A 15,517-nucleotide genomic window follows, 5' to 3' on the forward strand; every position below is an offset into this window, starting at 1 on the left:
GCGCTTCGCGATTCGTGAAGGCGGCCGTACCGTTGGTGCCGGCGTGGTATCCAAGATCATCGAGTAACCTTCGGGTTACTCTTTGTTGTTGCACTGAGTTGTTTCGGTGCAGGCCAGTAGCTCAATTGGCAGAGCAGCGGTCTCCAAAACCGCAGGTTGGGGGTTCGATTCCCTCCTGGCCTGCCATTTTTTAACATCCGGATACATAAGCTGATTCCTATGGAGTCAAAAGCCGTTCAATCGACCAGCCGTTTCGATACCGTGAAATGGCTGGTTGTTTTCGTTCTGATTGCCGTCGGTGTCGTCGGTAATCAGTATTTCAGTGCAGAGTCTGTGTTGTATCGGGTTCTGGCTCTGGTTGCGCTTGGTCTGGTTGCTGCCGTTGTGGCGTTGCAAACAGACCGTGGTCGCCGTTTTGCGACCCTGTTGAAAGAAGCGCGTGTCGAGATCCGGAAAGTGGTATGGCCCACCAGGCCTGAACTGGTTCAGACCACAATTATCGTTGTGGTGTTTGTTCTGGTTGTAGCGCTGATCTTGTGGGGTATGGATTCACTGATCAGTTGGCTGGTCGCCGGCTTTATCGGTTAACAGGAGTGGGCAATGGCTAAGCGCTGGTACGTCGTTCATGCGTATTCTGGCTTCGAAAAGCACGTAATGCGCACTCTGAAAGAGCGTGTTGCGCTCGAAGGAATGGAAGACAAATTCGGCGAGATCCTGGTTCCGACCGAGGAAGTCGTTGAAATGCGTGACGGGAAAAAGCGCAAGAGTGAGCGCAAGTTCTATCCCGGGTACGTACTGGTCCAGATGGAAATGGACGATGCTTCGTGGCATCTTGTCAAGAATACTCCGCGGGTTCTTGGTTTCATTGGTGGTACCAAAGACAAGCCGGCTCCGATCACCGAGCGCGAAGCAGAAGCAATCCTGCGTCGTGTAGAAAGTGGTGCAGACAAGCCGAAGCCCAAGACCCTGTTCGAGCCGGGCGAAGTTGTTCGCGTTGTTGAAGGTCCGTTTGCAGACTTCAACGGCGTAGTTGAAGAAGTCGACTACGAGAAGAGTCGAGTCAAGGTTGCCGTTCTGATCTTCGGTCGATCTACTCCGGTAGAGCTGGAGTTTGGTCAGGTCGAGAAAGACTGAGGCATCCTTCAAGCCTGAAAGCTCGCGCGCTGAAGCGACGCGGGCTTTTTGTGTCTGCTATTTGCAGTTGTTATTAACGGGGAGCCGAAAGGCGTTCGAACCCACAGGAGAGCTATCATGGCAAAGAAGATTGAAGCCTATATCAAGCTTCAGGTTGCTGCCGGCCAGGCCAACCCGAGTCCCCCAGTTGGTCCTGCACTGGGTCAGCGTGGTGTTAACATCATGGAATTCTGTAAGGCGTTCAACGCCAAGACTCAGGGCATGGAGCCTGGTCTGCCGATTCCGACTGTTATTACTGTATACAGCGACCGCAGCTTCACGTTCGTCACCAAGACTCCGCCTGCACCGGTTCTGCTGAAGAAAGCAGCTGGTATCAAGAGCGGTTCTGGCCGTCCGAACACTGAGAAAGTGGGCACTGTTACCCGCGCTCAGCTGGAAGAAATCGCCAAGACCAAAGAGCCGGACATGACTGCTGCCGATATGGACGCAGCCGTTCGCACCATCGCTGGTACTGCCCGCAGCATGGGCCTGAACGTGGAGGGTCTGTAAGATGGCTAAGCTGAGCAAGCGTCAGAAGCTGATTCGTGAAAAAGTAGACTCCACCCGCGCCTACACTGTAGACGAAGCGGTTGCGCTGCTGTCTGAACTGGGTCAGAACGTCAAGTTCAAAGAGTCTGTAGACGTAGCCGTAAACCTGGGTGTTGATGCACGTAAATCCGACCAGGTTGTACGTAGCAGCACCGTTCTGCCTCACGGTACCGGTAAAACCGTACGTGTTGCAGTGTTCACCCAGGGTGCCAATGCCGAGAAAGCCACTGCCGCTGGTGCAGACATTGTTGGCATGGACGACCTGGCTGACGAAGTGAAGAAAGGCAACATGGATTTTGACGTGGTTATCGCGACTCCCGATGCCATGCGTGTTGTTGGTCAGCTGGGCCAGATCCTCGGTCCCCGCGGCCTGATGCCGAACCCGAAGGTAGGCACTGTAACTGCAGACGTTGAGACTGCAGTGAAGAACGCCAAGGCCGGTCAGGTTCGCTACCGTACTGACAAAAACGGCATTATCCACGCTCCGCTGGGTAACGTTGAATTCTCTGCCCAGAACATCAAGGAAAACCTTGAAGCTCTGGTTGCAGACCTGAAAAAGGCCAAGCCTGCGTCGTCCAAGGGTGTGTATCTGAAAAAGATCACCATCTCTTCTACGATGGGTCCTGGCCTGACTATTGATCAGGGCACTCTGAGCCTCTGATCGGTAGTTACTTTGTAGTCTGGGCGGAAGCCAAGGCTGTCAAAGACCGCAGGCCCCCGAGGCCCTTGTTAACAAGGGCCGCAAGGGTTAAAGCAACGCCTGCGCAGACGGTGTGAAGACGTTCTCTCTGAACCCAAACACCGTTAGGCGTCCTCTTTGAGGACAATGATGGGTTTGCCGGCATAAAGCTGGCGAAATCGAGGAGAAATCCAGTGGCAATTAGACTCGAAGACAAGAAGGCGATCGTCGCTGAAGTCAACGAGACTGCTGGAGCTGCTCTGTCTGTGGTTTTGGCTGACTACCGTGGTGTCACCTCTGGTGACATGACTGCGCTTCGTGCCAAGGCTCGTGCCGAGAATGTTCGCCTGAAGGTTGTTCGTAACAACCTGGCGAAGATTGCTATTAAAGGTACCGAGTTCGAGTGCATCGATCCTGCGCTGGTTGGTCCTACCATTCTGGCTTTCTCTATGGAAGATCCGGGTGCCGCTGCGCGCCTGCTGAAGGATTTTGCCAAAGAGAAAGAGGCGTTCGAAATCAAGGGTCTGGCTGTTGGCGGTGAGCTGATGGGCGCAGAACAGATCGATCGCCTGGCTACGCTGCCGACGCTGCACGAAGCGTTGACCAAGCTGGCCATTGTTACACAGGCACCAGTTACCAAGCTTGCACGTACTCTGAACGATATTCCGGGCAGAATCACACGTGTAGTAGCTGCAGTCCGCGACCAGAAGCAAGAAGCTGCTTGATTCTGTTGAACACCATTTTTTACATTTTCGGAGAAAGTCATGGCTCTGTCTAAAGACGATATTTTGAACGCAATTGCTGAAATGAGCGTAATGGAAGTTGTTGAGCTCGTTGAAGCTATGGAAGAGAAGTTTAACGTTTCTGCTGCTGCCGCTGTTGCTGCCGCTCCGGCTGCCGCTGCTGGTGGCGAAGCCGCTGAAGAGCAGACCGAGTTCGACGTAGTTCTGACCGGTCCTGGCGAGAAGAAAGTAAACGTTATCAAGGCCGTTCGTGAACTGACTGGTCTGGGCCTGAAAGAAGCCAAGGAAATGGTTGACGGCGCTCCTTCTACTGTTAAGGAAGGCGCTAGCAAGGACGAGGCTGAAGAGGCCAAGAAGAAGCTTGAGGAAGCAGGCGCTTCTGTTGAGCTTAAGTAAGAGTCGGCTGTTGATCGACACCGTGCATTAAGCATGGACGGGCTGGTGGCTTCGTGCCACCGGCCTTTTTCTGTTGTATATGCTATAGAGTCTGGTGTGCAATTGCAGGTTGATGTCAGATCTATAACCTACAGCCAGAGTCTTGTTCAAGACGGCGCGATAAGCCGAGCAATTCGGCCCCGAAGCAGAACATTTGATTGCTTCTTGATACCAGGTATCAGGTCTAAAGCTGGGGAATGCAGATGACTTACTCCTACACTGAGAAAAAGCGGATTCGCAAAGACTTTAGTAAATTGCCTTCCGTGATGGACGTCCCCTATTTGCTGTCTATTCAGCTGGATTCGTTCCGGGACTTCCTGCAAATGGAAGCCGCTCCTGAAGACCGCCGGGAAACCGGTCTTCACGCAGCATTCAAATCCGTATTCCCGATTGTCAGTTACTCTGGCAACGCCGCGCTCGAGTATGTGAGCTATCGAATCGGCGAGCCGGTGTTCGACGTCAAGGAATGTCAGCTCAGGGGCGTAACTTACGCCGCGCCGCTGCGGGTGAAAGTCCGCTTGATCATTTATGACAAGGAATCGTCCAACAAGGCGATCAAGGACATCAAGGAACAAGAGGTCTACATGGGCGAGATGCCCCTGATGACCGAGAACGGTACCTTCGTTGTAAACGGTACCGAGCGTGTAATTGTTTCCCAGCTCCACCGTTCACCTGGTGTGTTCTTTGATCACGACAAGGGAAAGACCCACTCATCCGGCAAGCTGCTGTATTCAGCCCGGGTGATTCCTTACCGTGGCTCATGGCTCGACTTCGAATTCGATCCGAAGGACTCCGTGTTCGTTCGTATCGACCGTCGTCGTAAGCTGCCTGCGTCTATTCTCCTGCGCGCGCTGAATTACACCTCCGAGCAGATGCTGGAGATGTTCTTCGAAACCAGTAAGTTCTCGCTGGGCGAGGAAGTGTGCAAGCTCGAGCTGGTGCCAAGCCGCCTGCGTGGTGATATTGCGACGTTTGATATCAAAGACCAGGACGGTAACGTAATTGCCGAAGAAGGTCGTCGTATCACGGCTCGCCATATCAAGCAGCTGGAAAAAGCCGGCATTACCGAGCTGGAAGTACCAACCGAATATCTCTACGGTCGTGTTCTGGCCAAGGACATGATCGATCAGTCTACCGGCGAAGTGCTGGTGGAGTGCAACACCGAACTGACCGAGGAAGTGGTTACCAAGATCCTCGATGCCGGTGTTAAAGACATTGAAACCCTGTACACCAACGACCTGGATTGCGGTCCGTTCATGTCCGATACCCTGCGTATCGACCCGACCCGCACCCCGCTGGAAGCGTTGGTTGAAATCTACCGCATGATGCGCCCGGGCGAGCCGCCCACCAAGGACTCTGCGGAAACCCTGTTCAACAACCTGTTCTTCTCTGAAGAGCGGTATGACCTGTCTGCGGTTGGCCGGATGAAGCTGAACCGTCGTCTGGGCCGTGAAGAGAGCACAGGCGAAGGCATCCTGACCCACGAAGACATCATTGATGTCCTCAAGACCCTGATCGCCATCCGTAACGGCCAGGGCCAGGTGGATGACATCGATAACCTGGGTAACCGTCGCGTACGTTGCGTTGGCGAGATGGCCGAGAACCAGTTCCGTGTAGGCCTGGTGCGGGTAGAGCGTGCGGTTCGCGAGCGTCTGAGCCTTGCTGAAAGCGAAGGCCTGATGCCGCAGGACCTGATCAACGCCAAGCCGGTTGCTGCAGCGGTTAAGGAATTCTTCGGTTCCAGCCAGTTGTCCCAGTTTATGGACCAGAACAACCCGTTGTCCGAAGTCACGCACAAGCGTCGTATCTCTGCCTTGGGCCCGGGTGGTCTGACCCGTGAGCGTGCAGGCTTTGAGGTGCGGGATGTACACCCGACCCATTACGGCCGTGTGTGCCCGATCGAGACTCCGGAAGGTCCGAACATCGGTCTGATCAACTCGCTGGCTACCTACGCCCGCTCCAACTCCTACGGCTTCCTTGAAAGCCCGTACCGGAAGGTAGTAGAGGGTGTGGTAACGGATGAAGTGGTTTACCTCTCCGCAATCGAAGAGAGCAACTACGTTATCGCCCAGGCCAGCGCCGCGACTGACGAAGGCAAGCGCCTGACTGACGAGCTGGTAACTGTTCGTCACCAGAACGAATTTACCGTGGCTCCGCCGGAAGCGGTTAACTTCATGGACGTTTCCCCGCGCCAGGTCGTGTCGGTAGCGGCGTCCCTGATTCCGTTCCTGGAGCACGACGATGCTAACCGGGCCCTGATGGGCGCGAACATGCAGCGTCAGGCGGTTCCGACGCTGAAATCACAGGTTCCGCTGGTAGGAACCGGTGTAGAGCGTACCGTAGCCCAGGATTCCGGTGTCTGTGTAACAGCCCGTCGTGGTGGTGTGATCGAAAGCGTTGACGCAGCCCGTATCGTGGTTCGTGTAAACAACGAAGAAACCGAAGCCGGTGATGCAGGTGTGGATATCTACAACCTCACCAAGTACACCCGCTCTAACCAGAACACCTGTATCAACCAGCGTTCCATCGTGCGTCAGGGTGATGTGATTGCCCGTGGTGACGTTCTGGCGGATGGTCCGTCTGTGGATTTGGGTGAGCTGGCGCTGGGCCAGAACATGCGCATCGCGTTCATGCCCTGGAACGGTTACAACTTCGAGGACTCCATCCTGATCTCCGAAAAGGTGGTTCAGGAAGACCGTCTGACCACGATCCACATCCAGGAACTGACCTGTGTGGCCCGTGACACCAAGCTGGGTAGCGAAGAAATCACTGCGGATATTCCGAACGTGGGTGAAAGCGCGCTGTCCAAGCTGGACGAGTCCGGCATCGTTTATATTGGTGCAGAAGTAGGCCCCGGCGATATTCTGGTAGGCAAGGTGACTCCGAAAGGCGAAACCCAGCTGACACCGGAAGAGAAGCTGCTGCGTGCCATCTTCGGTGAGAAGGCGTCTGACGTAAAAGACACTTCCCAGCGCGTTCCGACCGGTACCCGCGGCACCGTTATCGATGTGCAGGTATTTACCCGTGACGGTATCGAGAAAGATGCCCGTGCGCAGTCCATCGAGAAAGAGCAGCTCGACAAGTACCGTAAGGACCTGAAGGACGAGTACCGTATCGTTGAAGGTGCCACTTACGAGCGTCTGATGGTTGCCCTGAAAGACCAGGAAGTGATCAGCGGCCCGGGCCTGAAGAAAGGCGCGAAGCTGGATGAAGCCTACCTGGCCGAACTGCCGCGTCCGGACTGGTTCAAGCTGCGCATGAAGGACGAAGCCCTGAACGAGCTGCTGGAGAAATCCGAGCAAGGTCTGGAAGAGCGCAAGAAAGAGCACGAAGCACGCTTCGACGACAAGAAGGGCAAGCTGCAGCAAGGCGATGACCTGGCTCCGGGCGTTCTGAAGATCGTCAAGGTGTACCTGGCTATCAAGCGTCGCATCCAGCCGGGTGACAAGATGGCGGGTCGTCACGGTAACAAGGGTGTTATCTCTGCGGTTATGCCGATCGAGGATATGCCTTACGACGAGCACGGCACCACCGTGGACATCGTACTGAACCCGCTGGGTGTTCCGTCGCGGATGAACGTTGGTCAGGTTCTGGAAACCCACCTGGGCGCAGCCGCCAAGGGTCTGGGTGAAAAGATCAGCCGCATGCTGGACGAGCAGCGCAAGATCCTCGAGTTGCGCAAGCTGCTGGACGAGATCTACAACCACTCCGACGAGGTGTTCAAGGTTGACCTGGATAGCCTGTCCGATCAGGAAATCCTGGAGCTGTGTAACAACCTGCGCGGTGGTGTTCCCATGGCAACACCGGTCTTCGACGGTGCCAAGGAAGCCGAGGTCAAGCACATGCTGGCCCTGGCAGACCTGGATACCAGTGGTCAGACCAAGCTGTACGATGGCCGTACCGGCGACGCATTTGACCGTCCGGTGACTGTGGGCTACATGTACATGCTCAAGCTGAACCACTTGATCGACGACAAGATGCACGCTCGTTCTACCGGCTCTTACAGCCTGGTTACCCAGCAGCCGCTGGGTGGTAAGGCTCAGTTCGGTGGTCAGCGCTTCGGTGAGATGGAAGTCTGGGCTCTGGAGGCATACGGTGCCGCCTACACCCTGCAGGAAATGCTCACTGTTAAGTCTGACGACGTTAACGGCCGGACCAAGATGTACAAGAACATTGTCGATGGCGACCATCGCATGGAGCCGGGCATGCCCGAATCCTTCAACGTTCTTGTCAAGGAAATCCGCTCGTTGGGTATCGACATCGAGCTGGAATCCGAGTGAGCCGAATTGTTTTTGGCAGCGTGAGCGGGCACCCCGTGTGCCCGCCCGAGATTAACGCCATCCGGAGCTTTAACTGATGAAAGATTTGCTGAATCTTCTCAAGAGCCAGAATCAGAGCAAGGAATTCGACGCGATCCGTATTGGTCTTGCGTCGCCTGACATGATTCGTTCCTGGTCTTTTGGCGAAGTAAAAAAGCCTGAGACCATTAACTACCGTACCTTCAAGCCGGAGCGTGACGGTCTTTTCTGTGCCAAGATCTTCGGCCCGATCAAGGACTACGAATGCCTGTGCGGCAAGTACAAGCGCCTGAAGCACCGCGGTGTTATCTGCGAAAAGTGTGGCGTTGAAGTTGCACTGGCCAGCGTTCGCCGTGAGCGCATGGGTCATATCGAGCTGGCCAGCCCGGTTGCCCACATCTGGTTCCTGAAGTCTCTGCCGTCCCGCATCGGCCTGATGCTGGACATGACCCTGCGCGATATCGAGCGGGTTCTGTACTTCGAGAGCTTTATTGTTATCGATCCGGGTATGACCACCCTGGAGAAGGGCCAGCTGCTGAACGACGAGCAGTACTACGAAGCCCTGGAAGAGTTCGGTGATGAATTCGACGCCCGTATGGGTGCTGAAGCCATCAAGGAACTGCTGGAAGATATCGACCTGCAGGCAGAAGTTGACGGGCTGCGTGAAGAAATCCCGCAGACCAATTCCGAAACCAAGATCAAGAAATTCAGCAAGCGTCTGAAGATTCTTGAGGCGTTCCTGTACTCCGGCAACAAGCCGGGCGACATGGTAATGACCGTGTTGCCAGTTCTGCCGCCGGATCTGCGCCCGCTGGTTCCGCTGGATGGTGGCCGTTTTGCCACCTCTGACCTGAACGATCTGTACCGTCGGGTAATCAACCGGAACAACCGTCTCAAGCGCCTGCTGGAGCTGAATGCTCCTGACATCATCGTACGTAACGAGAAGCGGATGCTGCAGGAAGCGGTAGATGCCCTGCTGGATAACGGTCGTCGTGGCCGTGCCATCACCGGCACCAACAAGCGCCCGCTGAAGTCCCTGGCCGACATGATCAAGGGTAAGCAAGGCCGCTTCCGTCAGAACCTGCTGGGTAAGCGTGTGGACTACTCTGGCCGTTCGGTCATCGTAGTGGGTCCGTACCTGCGCCTGCATCAGTGCGGTCTGCCCAAGAAGATGGCCCTGGAGCTGTTCAAGCCGTTCATTTTCTCCAAGCTTGAGCACCGTGGCCTGGCGACCACCATCAAGGCCGCCAAGAAAATGGTTGAGCGCGAAGAAGGCGTGGTCTGGGATATCCTCGACGAAGTTATCCGCGAGCACCCGATCATGCTGAACCGGGCGCCGACCCTTCACCGTCTGGGTATCCAGGCGTTCGAGCCGGTACTGATTGAAGGTAAGGCTATCCAGCTGCACCCGCTGGTGTGTGCGGCCTACAACGCCGACTTCGATGGTGACCAGATGGCGGTACACGTACCGCTGACCCTGGAAGCCCAGCTCGAAGCCCGTGCGCTGATGATGTCTACCAACAACGTGCTGTCGCCGGCCAACGGCGAGCCGATCATCGTACCGTCCCAGGACGTGGTATTGGGTCTGTACTACATGACCCGTGAGCGCCATGCAGCCCAGGGCGAAGGCATGGTCTTTGCCGACATCAAGGAAGCACACCGCGCCTACGGTGCCGGCAAGGTAGACCTTCAGGCCAAGGTGAAAGTGCGCGTTAAGGAAGTGGCCATCGCCGAAGATGGCAGCCGGTCCGAAGCCTACCGCCTGGTTGACGCCACGGTCGGTCGTGCACTGCTGTTTGATATCGTTCCCGACGGCCTGCCGTTCGAGATCGTGAACAAGCCGATGGTGAAGAAAGCGATTTCCAACCTGATCAACACCTGTTACCGGGATGCTGGTCTGAAAGACACCGTTATCTTTGCCGACCAGCTGATGTACATGGGTTACCACTACGCAACCCGTTCCGGTATCTCTATCGGTTTCAACGACTTCGAGATTCCTCCGGAGAAGTACGAGCTGGTTGACGCGGCTTCTGAAGAAGTAAAAGACATCGAGAACCAGTACGCGTCCGGTCTGCTGACCCAGGGCGAGAAGTACAACAAGGTTATCGACATCTGGTCCCGCGCTAACGACAAAGTGTCCAAGGCGATGATGGAGCGTCTGTCCAAAGAGCAGGTTATTGGCCCCGATGGCCAGCCGGTGAAGGGCGAAGACGGCGAAGACCTGATGCAGGAGTCTTTCAACTCCGTTTACATGATGGCCGATTCCGGTGCGCGGGGTTCCGCCGCCCAGATTCGTCAGCTGTCCGGTATGCGTGGTCTGATGGCCAAGCCGGATGGTTCCATCATCGAAACGCCGATCACCGCGAACTTCCGTGAAGGCCTGAACGTACTCCAGTACTTCATTTCCACTCACGGTGCTCGTAAGGGTCTGGCGGATACCGCTCTGAAGACCGCGAACTCCGGTTATCTGACTCGTCGCCTGGTAGACGTATCGCAGGACCTGGTGGTTACGGAAGAAGACTGTGGTACCGACGAAGGCCTGCTGATGACGCCGCACATCGAAGGTGGCGACGTGGTTGTGCCTCTGGGCGACCGTGTTCTGGGTCGTGTTACCGCCCGTGACGTGTTCACCCCGACTGACAAGGACAACGCCGTTGTTCCTGCCGGTACACTGCTGGACGAGAAAACCGTCGAGATGGTTGAGCGTGCCGGTGTTGACGAAATCTGGGTGCGCTCTGCGATCACCTGTGATACCCGTCACGGTATCTGTTCCAAGTGTTACGGCCGCGACCTGGCCCGTGGCCATCGCGTAAACGTGGGCGAGGCAGTCGGTGTTATTGCTGCCCAGTCCATCGGTGAGCCGGGTACCCAGCTGACCATGCGTACGTTCCACATCGGTGGTGCCGCAAGCCGGGCTTCTGCAGTGGATAATATCCAGGTCAAGCATGGTGGCACCGTACGCCTGCATAACCTGAAATCCATCGAGAAGACCGACGGTTCCCTGGTTGTGGTGTCCCGTTCCTCTGCATTGGCGATTGCCGATGAGCAGGGTCGTGAGCGTGAGTGGTACAAGTTGCCGTACGGTGCTGTGCTGTCCGTGAAGAACGGCGACCTGGTTGAAGCCGGTGTCGTGGTTGCCAAGTGGGATCCGCACACTCACCCGATCATCGCGGAAGCGAAGGGCACCGCCAAGTTCGTCAATATGGAAGAGGGCATTACTGTCCGCACCCAGGCTGACGAGCTGACCGGTCTGTCCACCATGGAAGTGATTGACCCGAAAGAGCGTCCGGCTGCTGGTAAGGACATTCGTCCGGCTATCCAGTTGATTGACGACGCAGGTGAGGAAGTGGAGCTGCCGGGTGGTGGCGCCGCAATCTTCTTCCTGCCGGCGAACGCACTGGTGACCATGGCCAACGGCGCGAATGTGGAACTGGGTGACGTTGTAGCCCGTATTCCGCAGGAAAGCTCCAAGACCCGGGATATCACCGGTGGTCTGCCGCGGGTTGCCGACCTGTTCGAGGCCCGTCGCCCGAAAGAGTCTGCCATCCTGGCTGAAATCAGTGGTGTGGTCTCCTTCGGTAAGGAAACCAAGGGCAAGAAGCGTCTGGTGATTACACCGAAAGACGATGATGCCTACGAGGTTCTGATTCCGAAGCACCGTCAGCTGAACGTGTTCGAGGGTGAAACGGTTGAGAAGGGTGAGGTTATCTCCGATGGCCCGTCCAACCCGCACGACATCCTGCGCCTGCTGGGTGTGGTAGAACTGGCGAAGTACATCACCAACGAAATTCAGGACGTTTACCGTCTGCAGGGTGTTGTCATCAACGATAAACACATTGAGGTTATCGTTCGCCAGATGCTGCGCAAGGTGGAAATCACCAATCCGGGCGACACTACGTTGCTGTCCGGCGACCAGGTGGAAATCACCCAGGTTCTGGAAGAGAACGAAAAGGCTGTGGCTGCAGATAAAGATCCGGCAAGGTTCGAGCGTCTGCTGCTGGGTATCACCAAGGCATCGCTGGCAACAGAATCGTTTATCTCTGCTGCCTCGTTCCAGGAAACCACCCGGGTTCTTACCGAAGGTGCGGTTACCGGAAAACGCGATTACCTGCGTGGTCTGAAAGAAAACGTTGTAGTGGGTCGACTGATTCCGGCTGGTACCGGTCTGGCTTATCACAGCGAGCGTCGTCGCAAGCGTGACCTGGAAGAACAGGGCATTACTGCAGCCGACGTAGAAGAAGCTCTGAGCGCTGAACTTAATCGCGAAAGCTGATTGAGGCGCACCACCCTCCGGGTAGATACCTATCCGGAGGGTGGTTAAAAAGAGAACAGTCATCTTGACTGAATCGGGGCGCAGGCTTACACTTGCGTCCCTTAAATTTTACCCCCTGCACAGGGGGTAAGTTTCATTGGTATGGTTTTTGGAGTTTGCTTACATGGCAACGATTAATCAGTTGGTGCGTAAGCCTCGTAAGCGCAAGGTAGCCAAGAGCGACGTTCCTGCTCTCCAGGCTTGTCCTCAGCGCCGTGGTGTGTGCACTCGTGTGTACACCACAACGCCGAAGAAGCCGAACTCAGCACTTCGTAAAGTGTGCCGTGTTCGTCTGACTAACGGCTTCGAGGTTTCCTCTTACATTGGTGGTGAAGGTCACAACCTTCAGGAGCACAGTGTTGTGCTGATCCGTGGCGGTCGAGTAAAAGACCTTCCGGGTGTGCGCTATCACACTGTTCGCGGTACTTTGGACACCCAGGGTGTTCAGAACCGTAAGCAGGGCCGCTCCAAGTACGGTGCAAAACGACCCAAGTCCTGATGTCCCGAGCGGGTATCTTTTATCGTTGCTTGTAAGAACGGTAAGAGTAAGGCTGAGTAGCATTTGCTATCTCAGGGGTTCCTGAAGACCTTTTAGATATAAGGGCTTATCGATGCCTAGAAGAAGAGTTGCAGCAAAACGGGAAATCATTCCCGATCCTAAATTCGGCAGTGCACGCCTTGCCAAGTTCATCAACCACGTGATGGAAAGCGGCAAGAAGTCTGTTGCAGAGCGCATTGTTTATGGCGCGCTCGATATCGTTGCCGAAAAATCCAAGGAAGAGCCGATCGAAATGTTCGAGAAGGCCCTGGAGAACATCCAACCGATGGTGGAAGTTAAGTCCCGTCGTGTGGGTGGTGCTACGTACCAGGTGCCGGTAGAAGTACGGCCTTCCCGTCAGAACGCGCTGGCTATGCGCTGGCTCGTTGAATACTCACGGAAGCGCGGCGAGAAGAGCATGGCTCAGCGTCTGGCTGGCGAGATTCTTGATGCGGCCGACAGCAAGGGCGCCGCAGTGAAGAAGCGCGAAGACGTGCATCGCATGGCAGAAGCCAACAAGGCATTCTCTCACTTCCGTTTCTAACAAGCCGAGGTTTATATCGTGGCACGCAAGACTCCTATCAAACGTTACAGAAACATTGGTATCTGTGCACACGTGGATGCGGGCAAGACTACTACCACCGAGCGTATTCTTTACTATACCGGTCGTAGTCACAAAATGGGTGAGACCCATGACGGCGCTTCCACAACAGACTGGATGGAGCAGGAGCAGGAGCGTGGTATCACCATCACGTCTGCCGCTGTTACAACCTTCTGGCAGGGTATGGACAAGCAGTATCCCGAGCACCGCATCAACATCATCGACACACCAGGCCACGTTGACTTCACTATCGAAGTAGAGCGTTCCCTGCGTGTTCTTGACGGTGCCGTGGTTGTGTTCTGTGGCTCCTCAGGTGTTGAGCCGCAGTCCGAGACTGTATGGCGCCAGGCCAACAAGTACGAAGTTCCGCGCATGGTGTTCGTCAACAAGATGGACCGTGCCGGCGCTGACTTTATGCGTGTGGTTGAGCAGATTCGCAAGCGTTTGGGTGCGAATGCCGTCCCCATTCAGCTGCCGATCGGTGCTGAAGATGAGTTCGAGGGCATTGTCGATCTGCTTCGCATGAAGTCGATCTACTGGAACGAAGACGACATGGGTATGACCTATGAGCTTCGCGACATCCCTGAGCACATGCAGGCCGAAGCCGAGAAGGCGCGCGAGCAGATGATCGAAGCTGCCGCTGAAGCCAACGAAGAGTTCATGGAGAAGTACCTCGAAGGCGAAGAGCTGACCTACGAAGAGATCAAGCAGGGTCTGCGTGCTCGTACCATCGCCAACGAAATCGTACTGGCCACCTGTGGTTCTGCCTTCAAGAACAAGGGTGTTCAGGCGGTACTGGATGCCGTTATTGAATTCCTGCCGGCTCCGGATGAAGTTAAAGCCATCCGTGGTGAGGTTGACGACGAAGGTACTGAAGAGACCCGTCCGGTTGATGACGATGCTCCGTTCGCCGCCCTGGCGTTCAAGATCGCTACCGACCCGTTCGTAGGTACTCTGACGTTCTTCCGGGTTTACTCCGGTAAGCTGGAATCCGGTAATGCCGTTTTCAACTCCGTGAAGGGCAAGAAAGAGCGTGTGGGCCGTATGGTTCAGATGCACGCCAACGACCGGGAAGAGATTAAAGAAGTTCTGGCGGGCGATATCGCTGCAGCGATCGGCCTGAAGAACGTCACTACCGGTGACACCCTGTGTGACGAGAATCACAAGATCGTTCTCGAGCGCATGGAATTCCCGGAGCCGGTAATCTCTGTTGCCGTTGAGCCGAAGTCCAAGGCAGACCAGGAGAAGATGGGTGTTGCTCTGGGCAAACTGGCCCAGGAAGATCCGTCCTTCCGCGTTCGCACCGATGAAGAGACCGGTCAGACCATCATCTCCGGTATGGGCGAGCTGCACCTGGACATCCTGGTTGACCGTATGCGTCGCGAATTCAAGGTAGAGGCCAACATCGGTAAGCCGCAGGTTGCCTACCGTGAGTGCATTCGCAAGCCGGTTGACGTTGAAGGCAAGTTCGTTCGTCAGTCTGGTGGTCGTGGTCAGTATGGTCACGTCAAAGTGAAGATCGAGCCGCTGCCGCTGGATGATGAAGATGCAGAAAACTTCATCTTCGTGAACGAGATCGTTGGTGGTGTGGTTCCGAAGGAATACATCCCGGCGGTTCAGCAGGGTATCGAGGAGCAGATGCAGAACGGCTGTCTGGCCGGCTATCCGCTGCTGGGTATCAAGGCGACTCTGTACGATGGTTCCTACCACGACGTTGACTCCAACGAGATGGCGTTCAAAATCGCTGGTTCCATGGCGATGAAGAAGGGCGCACTCGAGGCCAACCCTGCGCTTCTCGAGCCGATGATGAAGGTAGAGGTTGTTACCCCTGAAGATTACATGGGTGACGTAGTTGGCGACCTGAACCGTCGTCGCGGCCTCGTGCAGGGCATGGAAGATGTGCCCGCGGGTAAGACTATCCGTGCAGAAGTTCCGTTGTCGGAGATGTTCGGTTACGCCACAGACCTGCGTTCTGCAACACAGGGTCGAGCGTCTTATGCGATGGAGTTCTCCCGCTATATGGAAGCTCCTTCGAACATTGCCGAAGCGATCATTAAAAAGGGTTGATCCCCAGGACTTAAGAAACAGGAAGAGGTGTAACCGTGTCTAAAGCAAAATTTGAGCGTAACAAGCCGCACGTAAACGTGGGCACCATTGGTCACGTTGACCATGGTAAGACCACTCTGACA

General features: G+C 55.6%; 12 protein-coding genes, 1 tRNA gene and 1 pseudogene. All 14 read left to right on the forward strand.

The genetic code is table 11. The features are described 5' to 3' along the window. Positions 1-67 (forward strand): annotated as a pseudogene (locus tag Q668_RS16830) (elongation factor Tu); the annotation flags it as partial. A 43-nt stretch (positions 68-110) separates the two neighbouring features. Beyond that, positions 111-186, forward strand: a tRNA-Trp gene (locus tag Q668_RS09120). Positions 187-219: 33 nt separating this feature from the next. Beyond that, the gene (secE, locus tag Q668_RS09125) at positions 220-588 is read left to right on the forward strand and encodes a preprotein translocase subunit SecE (protein WP_036219615.1); all 369 of its coding nucleotides are present in this window, start codon (positions 220-222) and stop codon (positions 586-588) included. Positions 589-600: 12 nt separating this feature from the next. Beyond that, a complete protein-coding gene (gene nusG / locus Q668_RS09130; RefSeq protein WP_022989306.1) occupies positions 601-1,134 on the forward strand; it encodes a transcription termination/antitermination protein NusG in 534 nt (177 codons plus the stop codon). A gap of 117 nt (positions 1,135-1,251) precedes the next feature. Next, entirely contained in the window at positions 1,252-1,683 is a 432-nt protein-coding gene (gene rplK, locus Q668_RS09135; RefSeq protein WP_022989307.1) for a 50S ribosomal protein L11, read from the forward strand. A 1-nt stretch (position 1,684) separates the two neighbouring features. After that, complete coding sequence (gene rplA, locus Q668_RS09140) at positions 1,685-2,383, forward strand: 50S ribosomal protein L1 (protein WP_022989308.1); 699 nt, start codon at positions 1,685-1,687, stop codon at positions 2,381-2,383. 212 nt (positions 2,384-2,595) lie between these two features. After that, positions 2,596-3,126: a 50S ribosomal protein L10 gene (rplJ, locus tag Q668_RS09145; RefSeq protein ID WP_036219618.1), complete on the forward strand. Its 531-nt coding sequence runs from the start codon at positions 2,596-2,598 to the stop codon at positions 3,124-3,126. A 39-nt stretch (positions 3,127-3,165) separates the two neighbouring features. Beyond that, a complete protein-coding gene (gene rplL / locus Q668_RS09150) occupies positions 3,166-3,540 on the forward strand; it encodes a 50S ribosomal protein L7/L12 (protein ID WP_022989310.1) in 375 nt (124 codons plus the stop codon). Between the two features lie 242 nt (positions 3,541-3,782). Continuing rightward, positions 3,783-7,859 carry a DNA-directed RNA polymerase subunit beta gene (rpoB, locus tag Q668_RS09155; RefSeq protein WP_036219622.1) on the forward strand — a complete coding sequence of 1,359 codons (4,077 nt, stop codon included), beginning with the start codon at positions 3,783-3,785 and terminating at the stop codon, positions 7,857-7,859. Between the two features lie 76 nt (positions 7,860-7,935). Beyond that, entirely contained in the window at positions 7,936-12,150 is a 4,215-nt protein-coding gene (gene rpoC / locus Q668_RS09160; RefSeq protein ID WP_022989312.1) for a DNA-directed RNA polymerase subunit beta', read from the forward strand. Between the two features lie 163 nt (positions 12,151-12,313). Then, on the forward strand, positions 12,314-12,688 hold the full coding sequence (gene rpsL / locus Q668_RS16835) for a 30S ribosomal protein S12 (protein WP_012139854.1): 375 nt from the start codon (positions 12,314-12,316) through the stop codon (positions 12,686-12,688). A 112-nt stretch (positions 12,689-12,800) separates the two neighbouring features. Further along, positions 12,801-13,271 (forward strand): 30S ribosomal protein S7, encoded by a 471-nt coding sequence (gene rpsG / locus Q668_RS09170; RefSeq protein WP_011784243.1) that lies wholly within the window; start codon positions 12,801-12,803, stop codon positions 13,269-13,271. A gap of 18 nt (positions 13,272-13,289) precedes the next feature. Next, a complete protein-coding gene (gene fusA / locus Q668_RS09175) occupies positions 13,290-15,395 on the forward strand; it encodes an elongation factor G (RefSeq protein WP_036219620.1) in 2,106 nt (701 codons plus the stop codon). Positions 15,396-15,430: 35 nt separating this feature from the next. Further along, positions 15,431-15,517, forward strand: an 87-nt coding sequence (locus Q668_RS16840; RefSeq protein WP_227498330.1) for a GTP-binding protein, incomplete at its 3' end; no start/stop codon positions are given.

The organism is Marinobacter sp. ES-1, assembly GCF_000475255.1.
Taxonomy (GTDB): Bacteria; Pseudomonadota; Gammaproteobacteria; order Pseudomonadales; family Oleiphilaceae; genus Marinobacter; species Marinobacter vinifirmus.